The sequence below is a fragment of the Streptomyces sp. NPDC093598 genome (assembly GCF_044764825.1).
Taxonomy (GTDB): Bacteria; Actinomycetota; Actinomycetes; order Streptomycetales; family Streptomycetaceae; genus Streptomyces.
In genome coordinates, this window is sequence record NZ_JBIWIV010000004.1 from 417,986 (window position 1) to 441,030 (window position 23,045).

At 68.5% G+C, this 23,045-nt stretch carries 30 protein-coding genes; 6 read left to right on the forward strand and 24 right to left on the reverse strand.

Translation table 11 applies throughout. The annotated features are described in order from the left end of the window. The first annotated feature begins 148 nt into the window (after positions 1-148). Together ACIRDU_RS17125 and ACIRDU_RS17130 are read left to right on the forward strand one after the other, a co-directional pair. Positions 149-1,303, forward strand: a complete 1,155-nt coding sequence (locus tag ACIRDU_RS17125) for a hypothetical protein (protein ID WP_403579961.1) — start codon at positions 149-151, stop codon at positions 1,301-1,303. Positions 1,304-1,403: 100 nt separating this feature from the next. After that, positions 1,404-1,589 (forward strand): hypothetical protein, encoded by a 186-nt coding sequence (locus ACIRDU_RS17130; RefSeq protein ID WP_403579963.1) that lies wholly within the window; start codon positions 1,404-1,406, stop codon positions 1,587-1,589. A 25-nt stretch (positions 1,590-1,614) separates the two neighbouring features. Here ACIRDU_RS17130 and ACIRDU_RS17135 read toward each other — a convergent pair whose 3' ends face one another. Next, the gene (locus ACIRDU_RS17135) at positions 1,615-1,986 is read right to left on the reverse strand and encodes a holo-ACP synthase (RefSeq protein ID WP_403579966.1); all 372 of its coding nucleotides are present in this window, start codon (positions 1,984-1,986) and stop codon (positions 1,615-1,617) included. Positions 1,987-2,141: 155 nt separating this feature from the next. Between ACIRDU_RS17135 and ACIRDU_RS17140 the strand changes: the two genes are divergently transcribed. Then, on the forward strand, positions 2,142-2,501 hold the full coding sequence (locus tag ACIRDU_RS17140) for a hypothetical protein (RefSeq protein WP_403579968.1): 360 nt from the start codon (positions 2,142-2,144) through the stop codon (positions 2,499-2,501). A gap of 106 nt (positions 2,502-2,607) precedes the next feature. Here ACIRDU_RS17140 and glmS read toward each other — a convergent pair whose 3' ends face one another. From glmS to ACIRDU_RS17155, 3 genes are all read right to left on the reverse strand, one after another. Continuing rightward, a complete protein-coding gene (glmS, locus tag ACIRDU_RS17145; protein WP_403579971.1) occupies positions 2,608-4,455 on the reverse strand; it encodes a glutamine--fructose-6-phosphate transaminase (isomerizing) in 1,848 nt (615 codons plus the stop codon). Between the two features lie 97 nt (positions 4,456-4,552). Then, a complete protein-coding gene (locus ACIRDU_RS17150) occupies positions 4,553-5,362 on the reverse strand; it encodes an ABC transporter permease (protein WP_403579974.1) in 810 nt (269 codons plus the stop codon). After that, positions 5,359-6,366 (reverse strand): ATP-binding cassette domain-containing protein, encoded by a 1,008-nt coding sequence (locus ACIRDU_RS17155; protein ID WP_403579977.1) that lies wholly within the window; start codon positions 6,364-6,366, stop codon positions 5,359-5,361. The genes ACIRDU_RS17150 and ACIRDU_RS17155 overlap by 4 nt, the downstream gene beginning before the upstream one ends. A gap of 194 nt (positions 6,367-6,560) precedes the next feature. On the opposite strand from ACIRDU_RS17155, the gene coaA reads away from it, so the two are divergent. Both coaA and ACIRDU_RS17165 read left to right on the forward strand, forming a co-directional pair. Then, a complete protein-coding gene (coaA, locus tag ACIRDU_RS17160) occupies positions 6,561-7,529 on the forward strand; it encodes a type I pantothenate kinase (RefSeq protein ID WP_403579980.1) in 969 nt (322 codons plus the stop codon). 32 nt (positions 7,530-7,561) lie between these two features. Then, positions 7,562-8,482 carry a DUF389 domain-containing protein gene (locus ACIRDU_RS17165; RefSeq protein WP_403579982.1) on the forward strand — a complete coding sequence of 307 codons (921 nt, stop codon included), beginning with the start codon at positions 7,562-7,564 and terminating at the stop codon, positions 8,480-8,482. A gap of 79 nt (positions 8,483-8,561) precedes the next feature. On the opposite strand, the gene glmM is transcribed toward ACIRDU_RS17165, so the two are convergent. The 4 genes from glmM to ACIRDU_RS17185 all read right to left on the reverse strand — a co-directional run bounded on the left by glmM (position 8,562) and on the right by ACIRDU_RS17185 (position 11,613). Then, entirely contained in the window at positions 8,562-9,920 is a 1,359-nt protein-coding gene (gene glmM, locus ACIRDU_RS17170; protein WP_403579985.1) for a phosphoglucosamine mutase, read from the reverse strand. Positions 9,921-10,085: 165 nt separating this feature from the next. Continuing rightward, positions 10,086-10,598 (reverse strand): 30S ribosomal protein S9, encoded by a 513-nt coding sequence (gene rpsI, locus ACIRDU_RS17175; protein ID WP_030854572.1) that lies wholly within the window; start codon positions 10,596-10,598, stop codon positions 10,086-10,088. A 42-nt stretch (positions 10,599-10,640) separates the two neighbouring features. Then, positions 10,641-11,084 (reverse strand): 50S ribosomal protein L13, encoded by a 444-nt coding sequence (gene rplM / locus ACIRDU_RS17180; protein WP_010036634.1) that lies wholly within the window; start codon positions 11,082-11,084, stop codon positions 10,641-10,643. A gap of 217 nt (positions 11,085-11,301) precedes the next feature. Further along, positions 11,302-11,613: a hypothetical protein gene (locus ACIRDU_RS17185; protein ID WP_403579989.1), complete on the reverse strand. Its 312-nt coding sequence runs from the start codon at positions 11,611-11,613 to the stop codon at positions 11,302-11,304. 74 nt (positions 11,614-11,687) lie between these two features. Here ACIRDU_RS17185 and ACIRDU_RS17190 point away from each other — a divergent pair, with 74 nt between their 5' ends. Further along, positions 11,688-12,557, forward strand: coding sequence for a hypothetical protein (locus ACIRDU_RS17190; RefSeq protein WP_403579992.1), 870 nt, complete (start codon positions 11,688-11,690; stop codon positions 12,555-12,557). A 7-nt stretch (positions 12,558-12,564) separates the two neighbouring features. On the opposite strand, the gene truA is transcribed toward ACIRDU_RS17190, so the two are convergent. From truA to rpsH, 16 genes are all read right to left on the reverse strand, one after another. After that, a complete protein-coding gene (gene truA, locus ACIRDU_RS17195) occupies positions 12,565-13,419 on the reverse strand; it encodes a tRNA pseudouridine(38-40) synthase TruA (RefSeq protein ID WP_403579995.1) in 855 nt (284 codons plus the stop codon). 143 nt (positions 13,420-13,562) lie between these two features. Beyond that, positions 13,563-14,051 carry a 50S ribosomal protein L17 gene (rplQ, locus tag ACIRDU_RS17200; protein WP_403579999.1) on the reverse strand — a complete coding sequence of 163 codons (489 nt, stop codon included), beginning with the start codon at positions 14,049-14,051 and terminating at the stop codon, positions 13,563-13,565. Positions 14,052-14,236: 185 nt separating this feature from the next. Further along, on the reverse strand, positions 14,237-15,259 hold the full coding sequence (locus ACIRDU_RS17205; protein WP_003966937.1) for a DNA-directed RNA polymerase subunit alpha: 1,023 nt from the start codon (positions 15,257-15,259) through the stop codon (positions 14,237-14,239). A 157-nt stretch (positions 15,260-15,416) separates the two neighbouring features. Continuing rightward, entirely contained in the window at positions 15,417-15,821 is a 405-nt protein-coding gene (gene rpsK, locus ACIRDU_RS17210) for a 30S ribosomal protein S11 (RefSeq protein ID WP_003956432.1), read from the reverse strand. A 64-nt stretch (positions 15,822-15,885) separates the two neighbouring features. Beyond that, the gene (gene rpsM, locus ACIRDU_RS17215; RefSeq protein WP_004984507.1) at positions 15,886-16,266 is read right to left on the reverse strand and encodes a 30S ribosomal protein S13; all 381 of its coding nucleotides are present in this window, start codon (positions 16,264-16,266) and stop codon (positions 15,886-15,888) included. A 192-nt stretch (positions 16,267-16,458) separates the two neighbouring features. Beyond that, entirely contained in the window at positions 16,459-16,572 is a 114-nt protein-coding gene (gene rpmJ, locus ACIRDU_RS17220) for a 50S ribosomal protein L36 (protein WP_003974245.1), read from the reverse strand. A 64-nt stretch (positions 16,573-16,636) separates the two neighbouring features. Further along, on the reverse strand, positions 16,637-16,858 hold the full coding sequence (gene infA / locus ACIRDU_RS17225; protein ID WP_003948620.1) for a translation initiation factor IF-1: 222 nt from the start codon (positions 16,856-16,858) through the stop codon (positions 16,637-16,639). A 241-nt stretch (positions 16,859-17,099) separates the two neighbouring features. Next, a complete protein-coding gene (gene map, locus ACIRDU_RS17230; protein ID WP_403580002.1) occupies positions 17,100-17,936 on the reverse strand; it encodes a type I methionyl aminopeptidase in 837 nt (278 codons plus the stop codon). A gap of 131 nt (positions 17,937-18,067) precedes the next feature. Continuing rightward, on the reverse strand, positions 18,068-18,730 hold the full coding sequence (locus ACIRDU_RS17235) for an adenylate kinase (protein WP_403580005.1): 663 nt from the start codon (positions 18,728-18,730) through the stop codon (positions 18,068-18,070). After that, a complete protein-coding gene (gene secY, locus ACIRDU_RS17240; RefSeq protein ID WP_403580008.1) occupies positions 18,730-20,043 on the reverse strand; it encodes a preprotein translocase subunit SecY in 1,314 nt (437 codons plus the stop codon). The genes ACIRDU_RS17235 and secY overlap by 1 nt, the downstream gene beginning before the upstream one ends. A 235-nt stretch (positions 20,044-20,278) precedes the next feature. Continuing rightward, positions 20,279-20,734: a 50S ribosomal protein L15 gene (gene rplO, locus ACIRDU_RS17245; RefSeq protein ID WP_003974249.1), complete on the reverse strand. Its 456-nt coding sequence runs from the start codon at positions 20,732-20,734 to the stop codon at positions 20,279-20,281. A 2-nt stretch (positions 20,735-20,736) separates the two neighbouring features. Next, positions 20,737-20,919: a 50S ribosomal protein L30 gene (gene rpmD / locus ACIRDU_RS17250; protein WP_003974250.1), complete on the reverse strand. Its 183-nt coding sequence runs from the start codon at positions 20,917-20,919 to the stop codon at positions 20,737-20,739. 2 nt (positions 20,920-20,921) lie between these two features. Continuing rightward, positions 20,922-21,527 (reverse strand): 30S ribosomal protein S5, encoded by a 606-nt coding sequence (gene rpsE / locus ACIRDU_RS17255; protein ID WP_009190144.1) that lies wholly within the window; start codon positions 21,525-21,527, stop codon positions 20,922-20,924. A 43-nt stretch (positions 21,528-21,570) separates the two neighbouring features. Further along, a complete protein-coding gene (rplR, locus tag ACIRDU_RS17260; protein WP_403580011.1) occupies positions 21,571-21,954 on the reverse strand; it encodes a 50S ribosomal protein L18 in 384 nt (127 codons plus the stop codon). A 3-nt stretch (positions 21,955-21,957) separates the two neighbouring features. Continuing rightward, entirely contained in the window at positions 21,958-22,497 is a 540-nt protein-coding gene (rplF, locus tag ACIRDU_RS17265) for a 50S ribosomal protein L6 (protein WP_003992368.1), read from the reverse strand. A 24-nt stretch (positions 22,498-22,521) separates the two neighbouring features. Further along, on the reverse strand, positions 22,522-22,920 hold the full coding sequence (gene rpsH / locus ACIRDU_RS17270; RefSeq protein WP_030839654.1) for a 30S ribosomal protein S8: 399 nt from the start codon (positions 22,918-22,920) through the stop codon (positions 22,522-22,524). Between the last annotated feature and the right edge of the window lie 125 nt (positions 22,921-23,045).

The window sequence follows — 23,045 nt, forward strand, 5'->3', positions numbered from 1 at the left end:
GACCGCCGGGCCACTCCCCCTCACACGCATCTCCCGCATCGGCGAACCGTGTCGCTTCCATTGACGCTCTGCCGTCCCTTTGCCAGACTCCCGGCCGCGCAGAAAGCGCTTGCACACTCCCCCACGTTCGACGAAACCGAGGCCCCCCATGGGACGCAGAGCCGCATTACTGGCCGCCGCCGGCGCCACCGCCCTCCTCACCGCCACCGGCACCCTGACCGCCCCCGCCACGGCCGCCCCCACGCGAGCACTGGCCTGCGGAGACGGCTCCTACCAGGCCGAGGCCGTGCAGAGCGGCAGCACCTGGACCGCCCGGCGCGGCGGCAGCACCGTCCACACCGGCACCGACATGCGCGCGGCCGTCCAGGCGGCCGTCAACAGCCTCACCTCCGGGCGCACCTCGAAGGAACGGGTCGTGGTCCGCGGCTCGGGTTCGGTCTCTGCGGGCTCCCGCATCTCGCTGCCGAGCTACACCGTCCTCGACGTCTGCGGCACGATCAACGTCACCGGCAGCGGCTCGGGCGACCAGGCGCCGGTCTACTCGCGCGGCACCCGCGACGTCGAGGTCCAGAACCTCAAGCTCACCGGCACCCCGCTGTACGGCGTCTTCCTGCGCAACGTCCAGAACGTGGTGCTCGGCCAGATCGACATGCGCCTCTCGCGCGGCCTGGGCGTCCGCATCGACAACCACGGCGACACCAGCCAGTGGACGCGCAACGTCCGCATCGACAACGTCTACGTCTCCGGCGCGTCCAGCCACGCGGTCGAGACCTATGGCGTCGACGGCCTCACCATCGGCACGGTCACGGCACGCAACGTGGGCGAGTCCGGCCTGCTGCTCAACCAGACCATCAACGCCCGGGTCACCAAGGTCGACGCGGAGAACGCGGGCACGGGCACCGGCTACGCCGCCTTCCGCATGGCCAACCGCAACGGCCGGGTCGGCAGCGGCTACCCCACCAACATCCGGGTCGGCGAGGTCATCGCCCGCGGCGGCGGACGCGGCGTGTTCTGCGTCTCGGAGAGCGGCGGGGCCGTCATCGACAAGGTGACGCTGTCCGGCACCGGCAACAACTCGGTCCTGATCGAGAACTGTTACAACGTCAATCTCGCGGCCCAGAGCGGCACGATCACCGGCGGCGGCGAACTGCGCCTGGCCGCGCGCTCGGAGTTCCCCAACAACAAGGACATCACCATCCAGAACCTGACGGTCACCAACTCGGCCATCAGGGAGAGCCCGTGCGGCGAGAACACCACGTTCCGCAACATCACACGGGTGAACAGCAGCCAGTCGATCTGCTGACCGGAACCCCCTGCTCCGAAGTCCCCGGCCTCCACGCCCGGCGGGGGCTTCGGGGTCCTTTTCCCCCGGACCACGCCTGGTTCTCGGCGCCTTCTCGGCCGTGGGCGCCTGGGCGTTCCTGATCCCGTGGACGGTACTGGCCGGGGTGCTCGGGGTGGCCTTCGGGGCGATGGGCCTCCACTACGCCCACAGGGGAACGGGCCGACCGGGGCCGACGGCGGCCGGTACGACACCGGGCGCGCTCGGCATCATCGGCACGGCCACGCTGATCCGGTCCCTGTCCTAGGGGTATCGACCCGGGTGACGACGTCTCATCCCTCGGCGATGACCACGGCCGAGGCGACGCCCGCGTCATGGCTCAGCGACACATGCCAGGACCGCACCCCGAGCTCGGCGGCCCGCGCGGCCACGGTCCCGGTCACCCGCAGCCAGGGCTGCCCGCTGTCCTCCACACACACCTCGGCGTCCGTCCAGAGCAGCCCGGGCGGCGCTCCGAGCGCCTTGGCCAACGCCTCCTTGGCCGCGAACCGCGCGGCGAGCGAGGCGACCCCCCGCCGCTCCCCGCTGGGCAGCAGCAACTCCCGCTCCACGAACAGCCGCGCGGCCAACGCGGGCGTACGCTCCAGTGAAGCCGCGAACCGCTCGATCTCGGCAACGTCGATGCCGACCCCGATGATGCTCATGCGCAGCACCCTACGGTGACGGGCGGGATCCTGCGGCAACGGCACCCGCTGCGCCCCCGAGCGACCCCATGATCCTCAACTTCACCTGGCCGCTATAGAGTTCGCGCTGACCGCGATGAGCAAACGGCATCGCGCCAAACGGGAGGACACCGACCATGAAGTTCAAGTCGCTGGGGACCGCGGCCAGTGCCATGGCCCTCTTCGCCACGGCCCTCACCGGCACCGTCGCCACCGCCGGCACCGCCGCCGCGGCGTCGAAGCCGGACTGCAGCAGCGCGCTGGTCAACGTGAAGCCCAAGGCGACCGTCAACCTCCGCAGCTCGCCCAAGACGAGCGCCACGGCTCTCGGCACCTGGGGCAAGGGCCAGAAGGGCGGCGTCTGCTTCGGCGACCGCAAGCCCGCCACGGGCGGCAGCTACACGGCCTGCGGCAAGACGAGCAACAAGTGGTACTTCGGCGGCCCCAACAGCACCAGCAAGGAAGGCTGGGTCCCGGCGACCTGCCTGCCCATCTGAGCTGAGCACCTGACGGCCTGACCGGCTGACCGAGGGGGCGAACGGAAGACAGCCGTTCGCCCCTTCTCACACGGCCGGGCAACGCGGCCCGCTCACTCCCCCACCCTCACTCCACCGTCACCGACTTGGCCAAGTTGCGAGGCTGATCCACCTCGTTCCCCCGAGCCGTCGCCAGCTCACACGCGAACACCTGAAGCGGCACCGTCGCGACGAGCGGCTGCAGCAGAGTCGGCGTGGCGGGAATCCGGATCAGGTGATCCGCGTACGGCACGACCGCCTCGTCGCCCTCCTCCGCGATGACGATCGTCCGCGCCCCCCGCGCCCGGATCTCCTGGATGTTGGACACGATCTTGTCGTGCAGCACCGACCGTCCACGCGGCGACGGCACCACCACGACGACCGGCAGGTCCTCCTCGATCAGCGCGATCGGCCCGTGTTTGAGCTCACCGGCCGCGAACCCCTCCGCGTGCATGTAGGCGAGTTCCTTGAGCTTCAGCGCGCCTTCGAGCGCCACCGGATAGCCCACGTGCCGCCCGAGGAACAGCACCGTCTTCTTCGAGGCCAGCGTGCGCGCCAGCTCCCGCACCGGTTCCATCGTGCCCAGCACCTGGTCCACCGCACCGGCGATCGAGGACAGGTCGCGGATCACCGCCCGGATCTCGTCGCCCCACTTGGTGCCGCGCACCTGACCCAGGTACAGGGCGACCAGGTAGCACGCCACGAGCTGCGTCAGGAACGCCTTCGTCGAGGCGACGGCCACCTCCGGCCCGGCGTGCGTGTACAGCACCGCGTCCGACTCGCGCGGAATGGTCGAGCCGTTGGTGTTGCAGATCGCCAGCACCCTGGAGCCCTGCTCGCGGGCGTGCCGCAGCGCCATCAGCGTGTCCATGGTCTCGCCGGACTGGGAGATGGCGATGACGAGCGTCTGCGCGTCCAGGATCGGGTCCCGGTAGCGGAACTCGCTCGCCAGCTCCACCTCGCAGGGGAGCCGCGTCCAGTGCTCGATCGCGTACTTGGCGATCATCCCGGCGTGGAAGGCCGTACCGCACGCGACGATGACGACCTTGTCGATCTCCCGCAGCACCCGCGGAGGGATCCGCACCTCGTCCAGCGTCAGCGAACCGGAACCGTCGATCCGGCCCAGGAGCGTGTCGGCGACCGCCTTGGGCTGCTCGGCGATCTCCTTGAGCATGAAGTAGTCGTAGCCGCCCTTCTCGGCGGCCGACGCGTCCCAGTCGACGTGGTACGAGCGCACGTCGGCCGGGCGGCCGTCGAAGCCCGTCACCGTCACGCCGTCCCGGCGCAGCTCCACCACCTGGTCCTGCCCGAGCTCGATCGCCGCACGCGTGTGGGCGATGAACGCGGCGACGTCCGAGGCGAGGAAGGCCTCGCCCTCACCGACGCCGACCACCAGGGGCGAGTTCCGACGGGCGCCCACCACCACGTCCGGCTCGTCGGCGTGCACCGCGACCAGCGTGAACGCGCCCTCCAGCCGCCGGCACACCAGCCGCATCGCCTCGGCGAGATCCGCGCAGGAGGAGAACTCCTCGGCGAGCAGATGCGCCACGACCTCGGTGTCCGTCTCGGAGGCCAAGTCGTGGCCGCGCTCCGCCAGCTCGGCCCGCAGCAGGGCGAAGTTCTCGATGATGCCGTTGTGCACCACCGCGACCCGTCCCGCGTTGTCGATGTGCGGGTGGGCGTTGGTGTCCGTCGGCCCGCCGTGCGTGGCCCAACGGGTGTGCCCGATGCCCGTCGCGCCGGTCGGCAGCGGCCTGCCGTCCAGTTCCTTCTCCAGGTTGAGGAGCTTGCCGGCCTTCTTCGCCGTCGCCAGCCCGCCGTCGGCCAGGACGGCGACGCCCGCCGAGTCGTACCCCCGGTACTCCAGCCGCTTCAGCCCGGCCATCACGACCTCGAGCGCGGACTGCGGCCCCACGTATCCCACGATTCCACACATGAGCGGCAGCTTAGGGTCGATTCCCGCGCCGAACCGGCCGTTGCGTGCCCGAAATCGGAAATTCCCACCGTGGTACGAACAGCCCGGACCCCGGCTGTCAGACCTTCGCGCGATACGCCCTCATGGCCAGCGGATAGAAGACGAGCGCGATCCCCGCCGCCCACACCAGCGACCACAGCACCGGCTGCGCCACCGGCCCGCCGAGCAGCAGCCCGCGGAACGCGTCGGACAGATGCGTCACCGGATTGACGTCGCTCCAGGCCTGGAGCCAGCCCGGCATGGTGTCGACCATGACGAACGCGCTGCTGGTGAAGGTGATCGGGAAGATGAGGGTGAAGGCGAACGCCTGCACCTTCTCCGCGTCGCCGGCCAGCATCCCGATCAGTACCGCGCTCCACGACACGGCCGCCGCGAACACCACCACCAGCAGCACGCCGAGCAGGAACCCTCCGAACCCGCCGGTGACGCGGAAGCCGAGTGCCAGTCCGAGGCCGATCATCAGCAGCATCGCCCACACGTGCTTCGCGAGGTCGGCGGTGATGCGTCCGATGAGCGGGGCGGAGCGGGCGATGGGCAGGCTGCGCAGCCGGTCGAAGACGCCCTTGGTGAGGTCGGTGTTGAGCGCCATCGCCGTGTACATCGTCATGAACAGGGTGTTCTGCACGATGATCCCGGGCAGCGCGTACTTCAGGTACGCGTCGGGCGATCCGGCCATCTGCCCGCCCAGCACGTAGGTGAACAGGAACACGAACATGATCGGCGTGATGCTGTAGTCGACCAGTTCGAGCGGGTTGTGCTTGACGGCGACCAGACTCCGCCAGGCCATCGTGAAGGTCTGCCGCAGCCCGGCGAGGGCCGGCACCCGGCCCGACGTGGTGACGGGCGCGGGCATGGTGGTGGCGGTCATGACCGGCTCACCGCCCTCTCCAGCTCCTCGTCCTCCCGGACGGCGTCGTCGCCGTCCTCCTCGGGTTCGCCCGGCTCGGCACGGTGACCGGTCAGCGAGAGGAAGACCTCGTCGAGCGAGGAGCGGCGCAGCGCCAGCTCGCCCACCGCGATCCCCTCCCGGTCCAGCGCGCGCACGACGGTCGGCATCAGCTCGGGGTCCTTCACGGGAGCGGTGATCATCTCGCCCTCGATCCGGGCCTCGGGACCGGCGGCCCCGGCCACCAGCGCGTGCGCCCGCGCGAGGTCCTGCCCCAGGATCGGCCGGAGCTCCAGCACCTGCCCGCCGACCTGGGCCTTCAGCCGGTCCGGTGTGCCTTCGGCGATCACCCGCCCCTTGTCGATCACCACGATGTCGTCGGCCAGGACATCGGCCTCGTTCAGGTACTGCGTGGTCAGCAGGGCGGTCGCACCGTCCGCGACCAGGCCGCGGAGCAGGTCCCACAGCTCACCGCGGCTGTGCGGGTCGAGGCCGGTGGTCGGTTCGTCGAGGAAGAGGATGCTGGGCCGGCCGACCAGGCTGGCCGCGAGGTCCAGGCGCCGGCGCATGCCGCCCGAGAAGGTCTTCGCGGCCCGTCCGGCCGCGTGCGTCAGCTGGAACCGCTCCAGCAGCTCACCCGCCCTCGCCTTCGCCTCCCGCCTCGGCAGCCCCAGCAGCCGGCCGATGAGCAGCAGGTTCTCGGTGCCGGTCAGGTTCTCGTCGACCGCCGCGTACTGCCCGGTCAGCCCGACCATGCTCCGTACGACCCCGGCCTCCCGGACCACGTCGTGGCCGGCCACGCGGGCCGTGCCCCGGTCGGGCCGGAGCAGCGTGGCGAAGATCCGCACCGCGGTCGTCTTCCCCGCGCCATTGGGGCCCAGCAGCCCGAGCACCGTGCCCTTGCGGGCCCCCAGGTCGACACCGGCCAGGGCCTCGGTCTCCCTGAACCGTTTGACCAGGCCTTCCGCCTCTATCGCATACGTCATGGGTCACCCCTCGGCGTTCGTGAACCCCGGCCTGGGCCCACCTCTCCCACAACTGTGACCCACACCACTGACATTCCTCCCTTTGGTTTCTTTTCTCCCGAATGGGAGGGCCGTGGCCCCCTGCGTGACGGATCCCACCTCACGGTCCGTTCGTACGCCCGTAACAATGGACTGTGATCTCTCCGGTCTCCCCGATGCCCCGGAGCGCCCACCGGACCCGCCCGGAGGCGACTCCCTACGTCGATCTCACCCGAGCCGAATGGAGCGCGCTGCGTGACAAGACGCCGCTGCCGCTGACGGCGGAGGAGGTCGAGAAGCTGCGCGGTCTCGGCGACGTGATCGACCTCGACGAGGTGCGCGACATCTACCTCCCGTTGTCGCGCCTCCTCAATCTCTACGTCGGCGCCACCGACGGCCTCAGAGGCGCGCTGAACACGTTCCTGGGCGAACAGGGCTCCCAGTCGGGCACCCCGTTCGTCATAGGTGTGGCCGGCTCGGTCGCCGTCGGCAAGTCGACGGTCGCCCGCCTCCTCCAGGCCCTGCTCTCACGCTGGCCCGAGCACCCGCGCGTCGAACTGGTCACCACCGACGGCTTCCTCCTCCCCACCCAGGAGCTCCAGGCCCGCGGCCTGATGTCCCGCAAGGGTTTCCCGGAGTCCTACGACCGCCGCGCCCTGACCCGCTTCGTCGCCGACATCAAGGCCGGCAAGGACGAGGTCACCGCGCCCGTCTACTCCCACCTGATCTACGACATCGTCCCCGACAGGAGGCTCACGGTCCGCCGCCCCGACATCCTGATCGTCGAGGGCCTGAACGTCCTCCAGCCGGCCCTGCCCGGCAAGGACGGCCGCACCCGCGTCGGTCTCGCCGACTACTTCGACTTCAGCGTGTACGTCGACGCCCGCGTCGAGGACATCGAGACCTGGTATCTCAACCGCTTCCGCAAGCTGCGCGCGACCGCCTTCCAGGACCCGTCCTCGTACTTCCGCAAGTACACCCAGGTCTCGGAGGAGGAGGCCCTGGACTACGCCCGGACGATGTGGCGCACGATCAACCGGCCCAACCTGGTCGAGAACATCGCCCCCACCCGGGGCCGCGCCGCCCTCGTCGTGCGCAAGGGCCCGGACCACAAGGTGCAGCGGCTCAGTCTGCGCAAGCTGTGACGCCCGGTGAAAAGCCCGGTTAGATGGGCGCCATGCTCCATCTGCGCCTGATCACACCATCCGACAGGACCGACGAGGTGGTCCTGCTGATCGAGAAGACGGTCGGCACCACGCACCTGGTCGTGCTGCCGGGCGCCGCCCGCGACCCCGCCGGGGACGTGGTGATGTGCGACGTGGCCCGCGAGGCGGGCGACGAACTGGTCGCCGGGCTGCGGGAACTGGGCATCGACACCACCGGTTCCATCGCCGTCGAGTCCATAGACCTGTCCCTGTCGGAGCGGGCCGACAAGGCGGAGGCGGACGCCCCGGGGGAGGGCGCGGACGCCGTCCTGTGGGAGCACCTGAGCGAGGCGACGCATGAGGAGTCCACCCTCTCCGTCACATACCTCGCGTTCCTCACGCTGGCCACGATGATCGCGGCCTGCGGTGTGGTCCTGGACAACGCGATCCTGATCGTGGGTGCCATGGCGGTGGGCCCCGAGTTCGGCCCTCTCGCCGGCATCTGCACCGCGATCGTCCAGCGGGGACCGCGCCTGGCCCTGCGCTCGCTGATCGCGCTCCTGGTGGGCTTCGCCGCGGCGATGGCGACGACGGTCGCCTTCAGCCTGTTCATGGACGCGGTCGGCCTGTTCACCGAGGCACAACTGGAGGCCGACCGCCCCAACACCGGCTTCATCTACGCCCCCGACTGGTTCTCCTTCGTCGTGGCGGTCCTGGCCGGCATCGCCGGCACCCTCTCCCTGACCTCGGCCAAGTCGGGCGCGCTGGTGGGGGTGGCCATCTCCGTCACCACGGTCCCGGCCGCCGCGAACGCGGCCGTGGCCCTGAGCTACGGCGACACGAGCCAGACCTGGGGCTCCACCCAGCAACTCCTGCTGAACCTGCTGGGCATCGTCGTGGCCGGCACAGCGACCCTGCTGACCCAGAAATGGCTCTGGTCGAGGCGGCCTTGAGGGGCGCGGGGAACTGCGCGACAAGCCACGTAGCACCCGCAGCCCGCCTACAACAGAACCCCCGCCCCCTGCCCGGTCATCAACCGAGCGCGGACTTCACCGCATCGGCCAGCCGCCCCGCAACCGACCGAGCCTGCTCGATATCGGCCGCCTCGACCATCACCCGAACCAACGGCTCGGTCCCGGAGGGCCGAAGCAGCACCCGCCCCGTCTCGCCGAGCTCCCGCTCCGCGTCCGCAACGGCCGCCGAAAGCTCCGCAGACGTCCCCACCCGCGTCCTGTCGACATCCGGCACATTGATCAGCACCTGCGGCAACCGCTCCATGACAGCGGCGAGCTCCCGCAACGTACGCCCGCTCTGAGCCACCCGAGCCGCCAGCAGCAGCCCGGTCAGCGTCCCGTCCCCGGTCGTCGCGTGGTCGAGGATGATCACGTGCCCGGACTGCTCGCCCCCGAGGGCGAACCCGTGCTCCTTCATCTCCTCGAGCACGTACCGGTCACCGACAGCGGTCTGCACCAGCCGGATGCCCTCGCGCTCCATGGCCAGCTTGAACCCGAGGTTGGACATCACGGTGGCCACGACCGTCTCGGCCCGCAGCGCGGAGCGCTCCCGCATCGCCAGCGCGAGCACGGCGAGGATCTGGTCCCCGTCGACCTCTTCACCGGTGTGGTCGACGGCGAGGCACCGGTCGGCGTCACCGTCGTGCGCGATGCCCAGATCGGCTCCGTGCTCGACGACCGCGGCCTTGATCTTGTCCAGGTGCGTAGAACCGCACCCGTCGTTGATGTTGAGCCCGTCCGGCTCGGCCCCGATCGTGACGACCTCGGCACCGGCCCGCTGGAACGCCTCCGGGGAGACCCGGGCGGCGGCGCCGTGCGCCTCGTCGAGGACGACCTTCAGCCCGTCGAGCCGGTTCGGCAGGGCACCCAGCAGATGCGCGACGTACCGGTCGAAGCCCTCCTCGTAGTCGCGCACGCGGCCCACGCCGGAGCCGGTCGGCCGGTCCCACGGGGCGCCGGTGCGGTGCTCCTCGTAGACGGACTCGATCCGGTCCTCCAGCTCGTCGGCGAGCTTGTGCCCACCGCGGGCGAAGAACTTGATGCCGTTGTCGGGCATGGCGTTGTGGCTCGCGGAGAGCATCACACCGAGGTCGGCGCCGAGCTCCCCGGTGAGGAACGCCACGGCGGGCGTCGGCAGCACGCCGACCCGCAGGACGTCCACGCCCGCGCTGGCGAGGCCCGCGACCACGGCGGCTTCCAGGAACTCCCCGGACGCACGGGGGTCACGCCCGACCACGGCCCTCGGCCGGTGTCCTTCGAACGTGCCCGCCTCGGCCAGTACGTGTGCCGCGGCCACGGAGAGGCCGAGGGCCATCTCCGCCGTCAGATCCGCGTTGGCGACACCGCGCACGCCGTCCGTGCCGAAGAGTCGTCCCACAGTGGTGTCCTCCGAATTGCTGAAGAGAATGCGGCTCACATCCCCCAGTACACCCCCTGAGACTGTCCGGGAGCTGTAGGGGTTGTGTAAACGAACCGCCCCGGCAGCACGTCCGTGCCGCCGGGGCGATCGTTGCGAAGCCAGTCGCAAGGACAGGCGACGCGATTAGCGCTTGCTGTACTGCGGAGCCTTGCGGGCCTTCTTCAGACCGGCCTTCTTGCGCTCGACCGCACGGTCGTCGCGCTTGAGGAAGCCGGCCTTCTTCAGCGGGCCGCGGTTGTTGTCGACGTCCGCCTCGTTCAGCGCACGGGCGACACCGAGACGGAGCGCACCGGCCTGGCCGGAGACGCCGCCACCGGAGATGCGGGCGACGACGTCGTAGCGGTCGTCGAGCTCGAGCACCTTGAAGGGCTCGTTGACTTCCTGCTGGTGCACCTTGTTCGGGAAGTAGTCCTCGAGGGTGCGACCGTTGATCTTCCACTTGCCGGTGCCCGGGACGATCCGGACGCGGGCGATGGCGTTCTTGCGACGGCCCAGGCCGGCGGCCGGCTGGGGCTCGCCGAAGCGGGAAGCCATCGACTCCGAGGTGTACTCACCCTCGACGGGGACCTCGGACTCGGTGGTGTAGCTGTCGATGTCAAGCTCTTCGAGCGGCTGCTCGGCAGTGGTCTCGGCCACGATTCTCCTCAGATTCTCTTCAGGCTTAGGGGGTGGCCGGACTTACTGCGCGACCTGGGTGATCTCGTACGGCTGCGGCTGCTGCGCGCCGTGCGGGTGCTGGTCACCCTTGTAGACCTTCAGCTTCGAGAGCATCTGACGGCCCAGCGTGTTCTTGGGGAGCATGCCCTTGACGGCCTTCTCGATGGCCTTCTCGGGGTTCTTGTCCAGCAGCTCGTCGTAGCGGACGGAGCGCAGACCACCCGGGTAGCCGGAGTGGCGGTACGCCATCTTCTGGGTCCGCTTGTTGCCGGACAGGTGCACCTTGTCGGCGTTGATGATGATGACGAAGTCACCAGCGTCGACGTGCGGCGCGTAGATCGGCTTGTGCTTGCCCCGGAGGAGCGTCGCGGCAGTGGTGGCGAGACGGCCCAGGACAACGTCCTGAGCGTCGATGACGTGCCACTGGCGCGTCACATCGCCGGGCTTGGGGCTGTACGTACGCACGGTTCGTAGCCTTCGCTTCGAGTGAATGGTCCATAACTGGTCACCGAAACGATCACGACAGCCTGGACCGCACTGCGGCGACGCATACCGCGTACGTGGGGTCGCTGGTCATCGGCCCGGTGGACCGGTGTAAGGGCCCGTCCCGTGAGAATGAGCAAGCCAATACACAACGAACAAGCAGAATACCGGGGTACACCACAAGGGTCAAAACGCGGTATCACCGAAGCCGCTCGGTCACGGAAACGCACAGCACGGCACAGAACGTGACGGCCCTCCGCAGCGTCCGCCGCCGCAGCGGCCGTACATACGGAACCACCGACGAGACAGCGACGTCGAAGGCGACCGCGGCGCCCCACCGCACCACGGATCCACCACGGCGCGGACGACGGTACGCCCCCAGCACCCCCGCCACGACCGACGGCCACACCCCGGCCGCGAGGCCCGGCCACGACAGCAGACACACCAGCAGCACCGCGGTCGGCAGCAGTCGCCCCAACCACCCGGAGATGTCGCCTTTGCCCGTGCGCATGGGAGGAACGCTAGGGGCTGGAGAGCCGATCCGGGCGGACCAGCACACCCCTTGTCCCGTCTAAGATGCGGCCCATGAGCTTTGGGCAGCAGGGGGGACCTCAGTCCCAGTGGGATCCCTGGAAACCGCAGTCGCAGCAGCCCTGGAACAGCGGGGGCGGCCAGTCTCCGGACTGGGCCGCGCTCGCCGAGGCCTCCGAGGCCCGCAACAAGCGACGCCGGCTGCTGCTGATCGGCGGCGGCGCGTTCGCCACCGTCGCGATCGGCACCGCCGTCGCGGTGGCCGTCGTCTCGGCGGGCGGCGACAACCAGGGCAACCCGACCTCGCTGCCGTCGACCGACATCCCGAGCCAGTCCGCCTCGGCCCCGTCGTTCGCCCCGACCAGCGCCCCTCCCCCGCTGGACCCCAAGGACTTCATCGCCAGCGCGAAGAAGGACAAGGCCCCGCTCAGCCCGGCCGTCCTCTTCCCGGGCACCCAGCTCACCATGGGCGAGACGGTCTACAAGAAGGGCCCCACGGCGGACACGAGGAACTGCGCCTCGGCGGCCGGAGGCACCCTCCCCAAGATCCTCACCGCGAACGACTGCACCCGCCTGATACGCGTGACCTACGTCAAGGACGACATCGCGGTGACGGTGGGCGTGGCCGTCTTCGACACCGAGGCACAGGCCGTCAAGGCCAAGGGCCAGACCACCAAGCAGAGCTTCGTGAAGTCGCTCTCCGGCGGCGGCGTGAAGCCCTTCTGCGAGTCCGGGTTCTGCCGCACGACCAGCAACTCCTACGGGCGTTACGCCTATTTCACCAACGCCGGCTTCACCAACGGCAAGGACGTGACGCCCAAGGACACCCCGGTCTACAAGACCGGCGACGACCTGGCCCAGTTCACGTTCAACCAGATCCGCCGCCGCGGCGAGGTCCAGGCCTCGGCCGCGGCCGACGAATAGCCGGACGTCAGCAGCAGCCCGCCGACGGCAACGACCTCTTGTTCCGCGCCTCCTTGCTGCGCGCGGCCAGCAGTTCGTCGGCCGGGTAGCCGACCTCCTCCAGCGTCAGCCCGTGCGGCCGTACGACGTGCACGGCCGAGTCCCGCACGCCGGCCGCCAGCACCTTCCCCGGCCAGTCGGCCGGCCGGTGCCCGTCGCCCACGAACAGCAGCGCCCCGATCAGCGAGCGCACCATGTTGTGGCAGAAGGCGTCGGCCCGCACGGTGGCGGTGATGATCCCGTCGTCACCCCGCACCAGGCTCAGCTCCTGGAGCGTGCGGATGGTGGTGGCACCCTCCCGCTTCTTGCAGTAGGCGGCGAAGTCGTGCTCCCCCAGCAGCCCCCCGGCGGCCTCGTTCATGGCGTCCACGTCGAGGGGCCAGTCGTGCCACAGCACATGGCTGCGCAGCAGCGGGTCGACGCCCCCGGGGTTGTCGGTGACCCGGTACGCGTACCGCCTCCACACCGCCGAGAACCGGGCGTTGAAGCCACTGGGCGCCTCCCTGAGGGCCCAGACCCGCACGTCCCGGGGCAGCCGGCCGGCGAGCCGCTTGAGCAGCTTCTGGTGGTGCTCGGCCCACACCTCACGCGGCAGATCGACATGAGCGACCTGCCCGCGCGCATGCACGCCGGCGTCGGTACGCCCCGCGACGGTCAGCTCGTACGTCTCCCGTGACCGCGTCACGGTCCGCAGGGCGTCCTCGATCTCCCCCTGCACGGTCCGCCGTCCGCCGGCCTGCTTGGCCCATCCGGAGAACTCGCTCCCGTCGTACGACAGATCGAGCCGGACCCGGACGCAGCCGTCCGCTACTTCGTCACTCACCCCAGGATCCTCTCACCAACACAAAGGCGGGCCCGCCCCCCGCAAAGGGAACGGGCCCGCCAACGCCCTGAAGGGGCGCGGGGAACTGCGCGAACGACCACGACGAAGCCGCAGCCGCCGACGCACAGTCCCCGGCAGAACGCTTACGCGTCCTTCGACTCCTCGGCGGCCTCGTCGGACTTGGCCTCGGGGGCCTCGTCCTTCTTGAGGGCGTCTTCCTTGACCGCACGCTTCGTCGCGGCCTCGGCCTCGCCCGTCGCCTCCTGCGCCACCGTCAGCGCCTCGACCAGCTCGATGACAGCCATGGGCGCGTTGTCGCCACGGCGGTTACCGATCTTGGTGATGCGGGTGTAGCCACCCGGACGGTTCTCGTAGCGCGGGCCGATCTCGGTGAAGAGCGTGTGCACGATGCTCTTGTCCGTGATGACCTGGAGCACCTGACGGCGGTTGTGAAGGTCGCCCTTCTTCGCCTTGGTGACCAGACGCTCGGCGTACGGACGCAGCTTGCGCGCCTTCGCCTCGGTGGTGGTGATGCGGCCGTGCTCGAAGAGCGACTTCGCGAGGTTCGCGAGGAGCAGCTTCTCGTGCGCGGCGCTGCCGCCCATACGGGCACCCTTGGTGGGCTTCGGCATGGTGTTTCTCCTAGGTGTCTGCCCCGGCCGTATCAGGTACCGGGGTCAGTATCTGAGCAGGCGGTCGCCTGTCAGAGATCCGGACGACGAGCCCTGGAGGGGCTGTCGTCCGGAAGGGGCGCGGGGAACTGCGCGATCAAGCGCAGCGCACCCGCACCCGAGTACGGACGGGAAGGCCCGAGCTCTCAGTACTGCTCGGTCTCCACGAAGCCGGCGTCGGCGTCGTCGTCCGCGCCGAAGGCGTCCGCGGCGGCGGTCGGGTCGAATCCGGGCGGGCTGTCCTTCAGGGCCAGGCCCATGCCGGCCAGCTTCGCCTTGACCTCGTCGATCGACTTCGCACCGAAGTTGCGGATGTCGAGCAGGTCCGCCTCGGAGCGGGCCACGAGCTCACCCACGGAGTGGATGCCCTCACGCTTGAGGCAGTTGTAGGAGCGGACCGTGAGCTCCAGCTCCTCGATCGGCAGCGCGAGGTCGGCGGCGAGGGCGGCGTCCGTGGGGGACGGGCCCATGTCGATGCCCTCGGCGTCGATGTTGAGCTCGCGGGCCAGACCGAACAGCTCGACCAGGGTCTTACCGGCGGACGCCATGGCGTCACGCGGGCGCATGGCCTGCTTGGTCTCGACGTCGACGATCAGCTTGTCGAAGTCGGTGCGCTGCTCGACACGCGTGGCCTCGACCTTGTACGTGACCTTCAGCACCGGCGAGTAGATCGAGTCGACCGGGATCCGGCCGATCTCCTGGCCGACCTGCTTGTTCTGCACGGCAGAGACGTAACCGCGGCCACGCTCGACCGTCAGCTCCATCTCCAGCTTGCCCTTGCCGTTGAGCGTGGCGAGGACCAGGTCGGGGTTGTGCACCTCGACACCGGCCGGGGGCGCGATGTCGGCGGCGGTGACCAGACCCGGACCCTGCTTGCGCAGGTACATCACGACCGGCTCGTCGTGCTCCGAGGAGACGACCAGCTGCTTGATGTTGAGGATCAGGTCGGTGACGTCCTCCTTGACGCCCGGCACGGTGGTGAACTCGTGCAGCACGCCGTCGATGCGGATGGACGTGACCGCCGCACCCGGGATCGAGGAGAGGAGGGTCCGGCGCAGGGAGTTGCCGAGGGTGTAGCCGAAGCCCGGCTCCAGCGGCTCGATCACGAACCGGGAGCGGAACTCGTCGACGACCTCTTCGGTCAACGAGGGACGCTGAGCGATCAGCATGAAGTGAATCCTTCAGTCATGGGCACCCACTATTTGATGCCCTTGCCACGGGCGGTAGCCCGATATGTGGTGCGGTTACAAGGGTACGGGCGATATGGCCCCGAAGAGCCATACCGCCCGAAATCCTCGAACCAAGCAGCCCGTCCGACCCGAGGGGTCAGACGCGGCGGCGCTTGGGCGGACGGCAGCCGTTGTGCGGGGTCGGCGTGACGTCCTGGATCGAGCCGACCTCGAGGCCGGTCGCCTGCAGGGAGCGGATCGCGGTCTCACGACCGGAGCCCGGGCCCTTGACGAAGACGTCGACCTTGCGCATGCCGTGCTCCTGGGCGCGGCGGGCAGCCGACTCGGCGGCCATCTGCGCGGCGAACGGCGTGGACTTCCGGGAGCCCTTGAAGCCGACGTGGCCGGCGGAGGCCCAGGAGATCACGTTGCCGGACGGGTCCGTGATCGAGACGATCGTGTTGTTGAACGTGCTCTTGATGTGCGCGTGGCCGTGAGCGACGTTCTTCTTTTCCTTGCGGCGCACCTTCTTGGCAGCGCCCTGACGACCCTTGGGGGGCATCTATAACTCCTACGGGAGGTGGTCGGTCCTACAGCGAAGACCGTGGACAGGCGTCCGCTGTGGACTACTTCTTGCCCGGCTTCTTCTTGCCGGCGATGGCGCGACGCGGTCCCTTGCGGGTACGAGCGTTGGTGCTGGTGCGCTGACCGCGGACGGGCAGACCACGACGGTGACGCAGACCCTGGTAGGTACCGATCTCGACCTTGCGGCGGATGTCGGCCTGGATCTCGCGACGGAGGTCACCCTCGGTCTTGATGTTGTTGTCGACGTACTCGCGGATCGCGACCAGCTGCTCCTCGGAGAGGTCCCGAACACGGGTGTTCGGGTCCACGCCGGTGGCGGCCAGCGTCTGCTGGGAGAGGGTCCGGCCGATGCCGAACACGTAGGTGAGGGCGATCTCCACGCGCTTTTCGCGCGGGATGTCAACACCGGAAACGCGTGCCATTCAATGGCTCCAGTTGCTTGTCGGAGGTCTTCCGCAGAACCGACTCCCAGCCGCCGTACCAGGTACGAACTGGGTCCCCAGCCTCCGAACCGGGGGTGTCAGACGAACGGGTCCGCCTGGGTCCTGCGTATGAACAAATTCAGCTTGCGTCGCGCGAAACTCTGCGATGGATGCAGAGGGATCGGTCGTGCGTCAGCCCTGGCGCTGCTTGTGGCGCGGGTTGTCGCAGATGACCATGACCCGGCCGTGACGGCGGATCACCCTGCACTTGTCGCAGATCTTCTTGACGCTCGGCTTGACCTTCATGTTGAGGTTCTCCGGGTCAGTGCCGGCAGCTCCGCCGCACGCGGCGGCGGGGCACAGGCAAGATCTACTTGTAGCGGTAGACGATCCGGCCACGCGTCAGGTCGTACGGAGACAGCTCCACCACGACCCGGTCGTCAGGGAGGATGCGGATGTAGTGCATGCGCATCTTGCCGCTGATGTGTGCCAGGACCTGGTGGCCGTTCTGGAGCTCGACCTTGAACATGGCGTTCGGAAGAGACTCGACGACAGTGCCCTCGATCTCGATGGCACCTTGCTTCTTGGCCACGCTTCGCCCTTCGAATCGACTACCTTGATCGACCCTGTGCGAGCGCATGCAGACATGCGGGAACACAAGAGCCGACGAGTCAGTCTACGACAGGGCCCCCGGAAACACGAATCGAGAGAGTCTGCCCCAGCGGGCAGGGCTTTAAGCGCCCTCAGAAGGGGCGCGGGGAACTGCGCGAACACCCACAACGAACCCGCGGCCGCCGGACGACTGGACCGCCCACCCCGGAGGGCGTCCGCGATCAGCCCAGCGGATCCGGCGCGGCGACGATCCCCAGCTCGGCGAGCTTCGCCTTACCCCCGTCGGGAGACGTCAGCACCAGCGGGCCCTCCTCGGTCAGCGCGACCGAGTGCTCCCAGTGCGACGACCAGGTGCCGTCCGTCGTGATGACGGTCCAGTCGTCCTGGAGGACCTCCGTCTTCGGCGTGCCGAGAGACACCATCGGCTCGATCGCGAGGCAGAACCCGGGCACCAGCTTCGGGCCCTTGCCGCGCCGCCGGTCGACGTAGTTCAGCAGGTGCGGGTCCATGTGCATCTCGGTGCCGATGCCGTGGCCGCCGTAGTCCTCGATGATCCCGTACTTGCCGCCGCCGGGCTTGGGCTGGCGGCGGATGTAGGTCTCGATGGCCCGGGAGACGTCGACCAGGCGGTTGCCCTGCTTCATGGCGGCGATGCCGGCCCACATCGACTCCTCGGTCACCCGGGACAGCTCGACGAGCTCCGGAGCGTGACCGGAGCCGACGAAGGCCGTGAAGGCGGCGTCGCCGTGCCAGCCGTCGATGATCGCACCGCAGTCGATGGAGATGACGTCCCCGTCCTTCAGGACGACGTCGTCGGAGGGGATGCCGTGGACGACGACCTCGTTCACGGACGTGCAGATCGTCGCCGGGAAGCCGCCGTAGCCGAGGAAGTTCGGCTTGGCGTTGTGCTCGGCGAGGACCTTGCGGGCGACCTGGTCCAGATCCTTCGTCGTGGCCCCGGGCACGGCGGCCTCACGGGTCGCCGCGTGAATGGCGGCGACGACCAGCCCCGCCTCACGCATCTTGGCGATCTGCTCGGGGGTCTTGATCTGCACCATGGGGGCTACGGCCTTTCTGGACCTTCGGCGACTGCGAACGCCTTCAACGATACGGGGCCGCGCGCCCGACCCCGTCCACACAGCAGCCGCGGCCCCCGAGGGGAACCGCGGCCGTAGCTGCGTACGGACGACTACTTGTCGTCCTCGCCACGCTTCAGCGCCTCCATGGCGCGCGTCGTGACGTCCTCCACCTTGCCGAGCGCCGAGATCGTGACCACCAGGCCCTGGGCCTTGTAGTAGTCGATGATCGGCTCGGTCTGGGTGTGGTAGACCTCCAGCCGCGTCCGGACCGTCTCCTCGGAGTCGTCGTCCCGCTGGTACAGCTCGCCTCCGCAGACGTCGCAGACGCCTTCCTTGGCCGACTGCTTGTACGTCACATGGAAGACGTGCGAGGAGTCGGCGCGGCAGATGCGCCGGCCGGCGATCCGCTTGACGACCTCGTCCTCCGGGACCTCCAGGTCCAGCACCGCGTCGAGCTGCATGTTCTCGGTCTCGAGCAGCTCGTCGAGTGCCTCGGCCTGCGACACGTTGCGGGGGAAGCCGTCCAGCAGGAAACCGTTCTCGGCGTCCGGCTGCTCCATCCGGTCCTTCGCCATCGCGATGGTGACCTCGTCGGGCACCAGGTTGCCCGCGTCCATGTAGGACTTCGCCAGTTTGCCGAGTTCCGTCTGCCGGCTGATGTTGGCCCGGAACAGGTCGCCCGTGGAGATGTGCGGGATCGACAGGTTCTTGGCCAGGAACGCGGCCTGCGTTCCCTTACCGGCGCCCGGCGGCCCGACGAGGACGATACGCATCAGCGGAGGAACCCTTCGTAATTGCGCTGCTGGAGCTGGCTCTCGATCTGCTTCACCGTCTCGAGACCGACACCCACGATGATCAGGATGCTGGTCCCACCGAACGGGAAGTTCTGGTTTGCCCCGAAACCAACCAACGCCATCGTCGGTACGAGAGCGATCAGACCCAGATACAGCGAACCCGGCCAGGTGATCCGGTTGAGTACGTAGCTCAGGTACTCAGCGGTCGGTCGGCCAGCCCGGATGCCCGGGATGAAGCCACCATACTTCTTCATGTTGTCGGCGACTTCCTCGGGGTTGAAGGAGATCGCCACGTAGAAGAACGCGAAGAAAACGATCAGCAGGAAGTACGTAGCGATGTAATACGGGTGGTCTCCCTTGACGAAGTGTTGCTCGATCCAGGTCTTCCAGCCCGAGGTGCCTCCGGCGAACTGAGCGATCAGCGCCGGGATGTAGAGCAGCGACGAGGCGAAGATGACGGGGATCACACCCGCCTGGTTCACCTTCAACGGGATGTACGTGGACGTACCGCCGTAGGAGCGGCGGCCGATCATGCGCTTGGCGTACTGCACCGGGATGCGGCGCTGGGCCTGCTCGACGAAGACGACCAGGCCGACCATGACCAGGCCGACGAGGATGACGGTGCCGAACTCGATCCAGCCGTCGGCCAGGGAGCCCTGCTCCTTGATGGCCCACAGGGCGGACGGGAAGGTGGCGGCGATCGAGATGAACATCAGGATCGACATGCCGTTGCCGATGCCGCGGTCGGTGATGAGCTCACCGAGCCACATCACGGCCGCCGTACCGGCGGTCATCGTGATGACCATGGTGATGGTGACGAAGATCGACTGGTCCGGGACGATCTGGCTGGCCACCGGGCAGCCCGAGAACAGGGCGCCGCTCCGGGCGGTGGCGACGAGGCCGGTGCCCTGGAGGATGGCGAGGGCGATCGTCAGATAACGGGTGTACTGCGTGATCTTCGCCGTACCGGCCTGGCCCTCCTTCTTCAGGGCTTCCAGACGCGGGATCACCACGGTCAGCAGCTGCAGAATGATGCTCGCCGTGATGTACGGCATGATGCCCAGCGCGAAGATCGTGATCTGCAGCAGCGCGCCGCCACTGAACATGTTGACCAGGCCGAAGAGGCCCTGGTTGGTCTGGGCGTTGTCGATACAGGTCTGGACGTTCCGGTAGTCGACGCCTGGAATCGGGATGTGTGTACCGACCCGGTAGACCACGATGATGCCGAGCGTGAAGAGCAGCTTCTTGCGCAGGTCGGGCGTCTTGAACGCCCGGGCGAACGCGGTGAGCACGGTGCCTCCTGCGACCCCCGCGCAACTGCGTCAAGGGTGACGGTCTTGAGGTTCGACGAATAGGTAACGGTCAACTGCCGCTCAGAGTGCCCGAAGTGAAGCACCCCGTGAAAAGAGGGCAGTGCAGGCCACCTTACCGGCGGGACTGCCGCCCTAGGAACGACCAACCGGGGATACCCCATATGTGGGGTATCCCCGGTCGGGATCGCTCAGGTCATCGAGACGCCTGTGAAGTTCAGACGAGCTCGGTGACGGTACCGCCGGCGGCGGTGATCTTCTCCTTGGCGGAGCCGGAGACGGCGTCGACCGTCACCTGCAGCGCCACGGAGATCTCGCCCTGGCCGAGCACCTTGACGAGGCTGTTCTTGCGAACGGCACCCTTGGCCACCAGACCCTCGACGGTGACCTCGCCACCCTCGGGGTAGAGCGCGGCCAGCTTGTCGAGGTTCACGACCTGGAACTCGGTCTTGAACGGGTTCTTGAAGCCCTTCAGCTTCGGGAGGCGCATGTGGAGGGGCATCTGCCCACCCTCGAAGCGCTCCGGAACCTGGTAACGGGCCTTCGTGCCCTTGGTACCACGACCGGCCGTCTTACCCTTCGACGCCTCACCACGACCGACACGGGTCTTCGCGGTCTTGGCGCCCGGGGCGGGACGGAGGTTGTGGATCTTGAGCGGGTTGTTCTCCGCCATGATCAGTCGACCTCCTCGACCGTCACGAGGTGGCGGACGGTGTGCACCATGCCGCGGAACTCGGGGCGGTCCTCCTTGACGACCTGCGTGTTGATGCCCTTGAGACCAAGGGAACGCAGGGTGTCGCGGTGGTTCTGCTTGCTGCCGATGTAGGACTTGACCTGCGTAATCTTGAGCTGCGCCATGATTACGCACCCGCCCCGGCACGCGCACGCAGGAGAGCCGCGGGGGCGACGTCCTCGAGGGGCAGACCACGGCGGGCCGCGATCTCCTCGGGACGCTGCAGACCCTTCAGGGCCTCCACGGTCGCGTGCACGATGTTGATCGCGTTGTCGGAGCCGAGCGACTTCGACAGCACGTCGTGGATACCGGCGCACTCGAGCACGGCACGCACCGGACCACCGGCGATAACACCGGTACCGGGCGACGCGGGCTTGAGCAGCACGACGCCGGCAGCCTTCTCACCCTGGATGGGGTGCGGGATGGTGCCCTGGATGCGGGGGACCTTGAAGAAGTGCTTCTTGGCCTCCTCAACGCCCTTGGCGATGGCGGCCGGCACCTCCTTGGCCTTGCCGTATCCGACACCCACGGTGCCGTCACCGTCGCCCACCACGACCAGCGCGGTGAAGCTGAAGCGACGACCACCCTTCACAACCTTGGCGACGCGGTTGATCGCGACGACGCGCTCAACGTACGCGGTCTTCTCGGCGGCAGCTGCGCCGCCGTCACGGCCCTTCCGGTCCCGCCGCTCGCCGCCACCGGCACCGCCACCGCGGCGCTGGGGTCCAGCCATTGGAATTACCTCTCTCTGTCTCCGCTAGCTACGGAACCAGGACTCAGAACTTGAGTCCGGCCTCGCGGGCGGCGTCCGCCAGGGCGGCGATGCGCCCCGCGTACTGGTTACCACCACGGTCGAACACGACGGCCTCGACACCGGCGGCCTTGGCGCGCTCGGCGACCAGGGCGCCGACCTGCTTGGCCTGCGAGGACTTGTCGCCCTCGCCACCGCGGATCGAGCTGTCCAGGGTGGACGCCGACGCAAGGGTGTGACCCTTGATGTCGTCGATCACCTGGGCAACGATGTGGCGGTTCGAGCGGGTGACGACCAGACGCGGACGCTCCGCCGTACCGTTGATGTGCTTACGGATCCGGATGTGGCGGCGCTTGATCGCGGCGCGCTTGTAGGCGTCGCCCTTAAGGATCTTCTGCCCGTATGCCATGGCTTACTTACCCGCCTTTCCGACCTTGCGGCGGATGACTTCGCCCTCGTACTTGACGCCCTTGGCCTTGTACGGGTCGGGCTTGCGCAGCTTGCGGATGTTGGCCGCAACCTCGCCGACCTTCTGCTTGTCGATGCCCTCGACCGAGAAACGGGTCGGGGACTCGACCTTGAAGGTGATGCCCTCGGGGGCCTCGACCAGGATCGGGTGGCTGTAGCCCAGGGAGAACTCCAGGTTGGAGCCCTTGGCCACGACACGGTAACCGACACCGCTGATTTCGAGCTTCTTGACGTATCCCTGGGTCACACCGGTGATCATGTTCGCCACCAGCGTGCGGGACAGGCCGTGCAGGGCCTTGCTCTGCCGCTCGTCGTTGGGCCGGAGCACCTGAAGGGTGCCGTCCTCGGCCTTCGCGATGTCGATCGGCGCGATGACGGTGTGGGTCAGTTCGCCCTTGGGGCCCTTGACCGCGACCGTACGGCCGTCGATGGTGACGTCCACGCCGGCGGGAACCGGGATGGGGAGCTTGCCGATACGCGACATTGCTGTCTCTCCTCCGTTCCCGAATTACCAGACGTAGGCGAGGACTTCCCCACCCACGCCCTTCTTCTGCGCCTGCTTGTCGGTCAGGAGACCGTGGGACGTGGAGATGATGGCCACGCCCAGGCCGCCGAGGACCTTCGGCAGGTTGGTGGACTTCGCGTACACCCGGAGACCGGGCTTGGAGATCCGCTTGATGCCCGCGATGGAGCGCTCACGGTTGGGGCCGAACTTCAGCTCCAGGACGAGGTTCTTGCCGACCTCGGCGTCCTCGACCTTCCAGCCCGTGATGAAGCCCTCCTGCTGGAGGATCTCCGCGATGTGCGACTTGATCTTGGACGCCGGCATCGTCACAGAGTCGTGGTACGCCGAGTTCGCGTTCCGCAGACGCGTCAGCATGTCTGCGATCGGATCAGTCATGGTCATGAATTGGCCTGTGGCCTCTCTCGCCGGGGTTTCCTGGTGCGCCATCCCTCTCCCCGATCCGAGACGGGACGGGTGCGGCGCGGTGGACCTACGGCGTAGTAAGTCGTAAGGGCGGCGGCAGACGC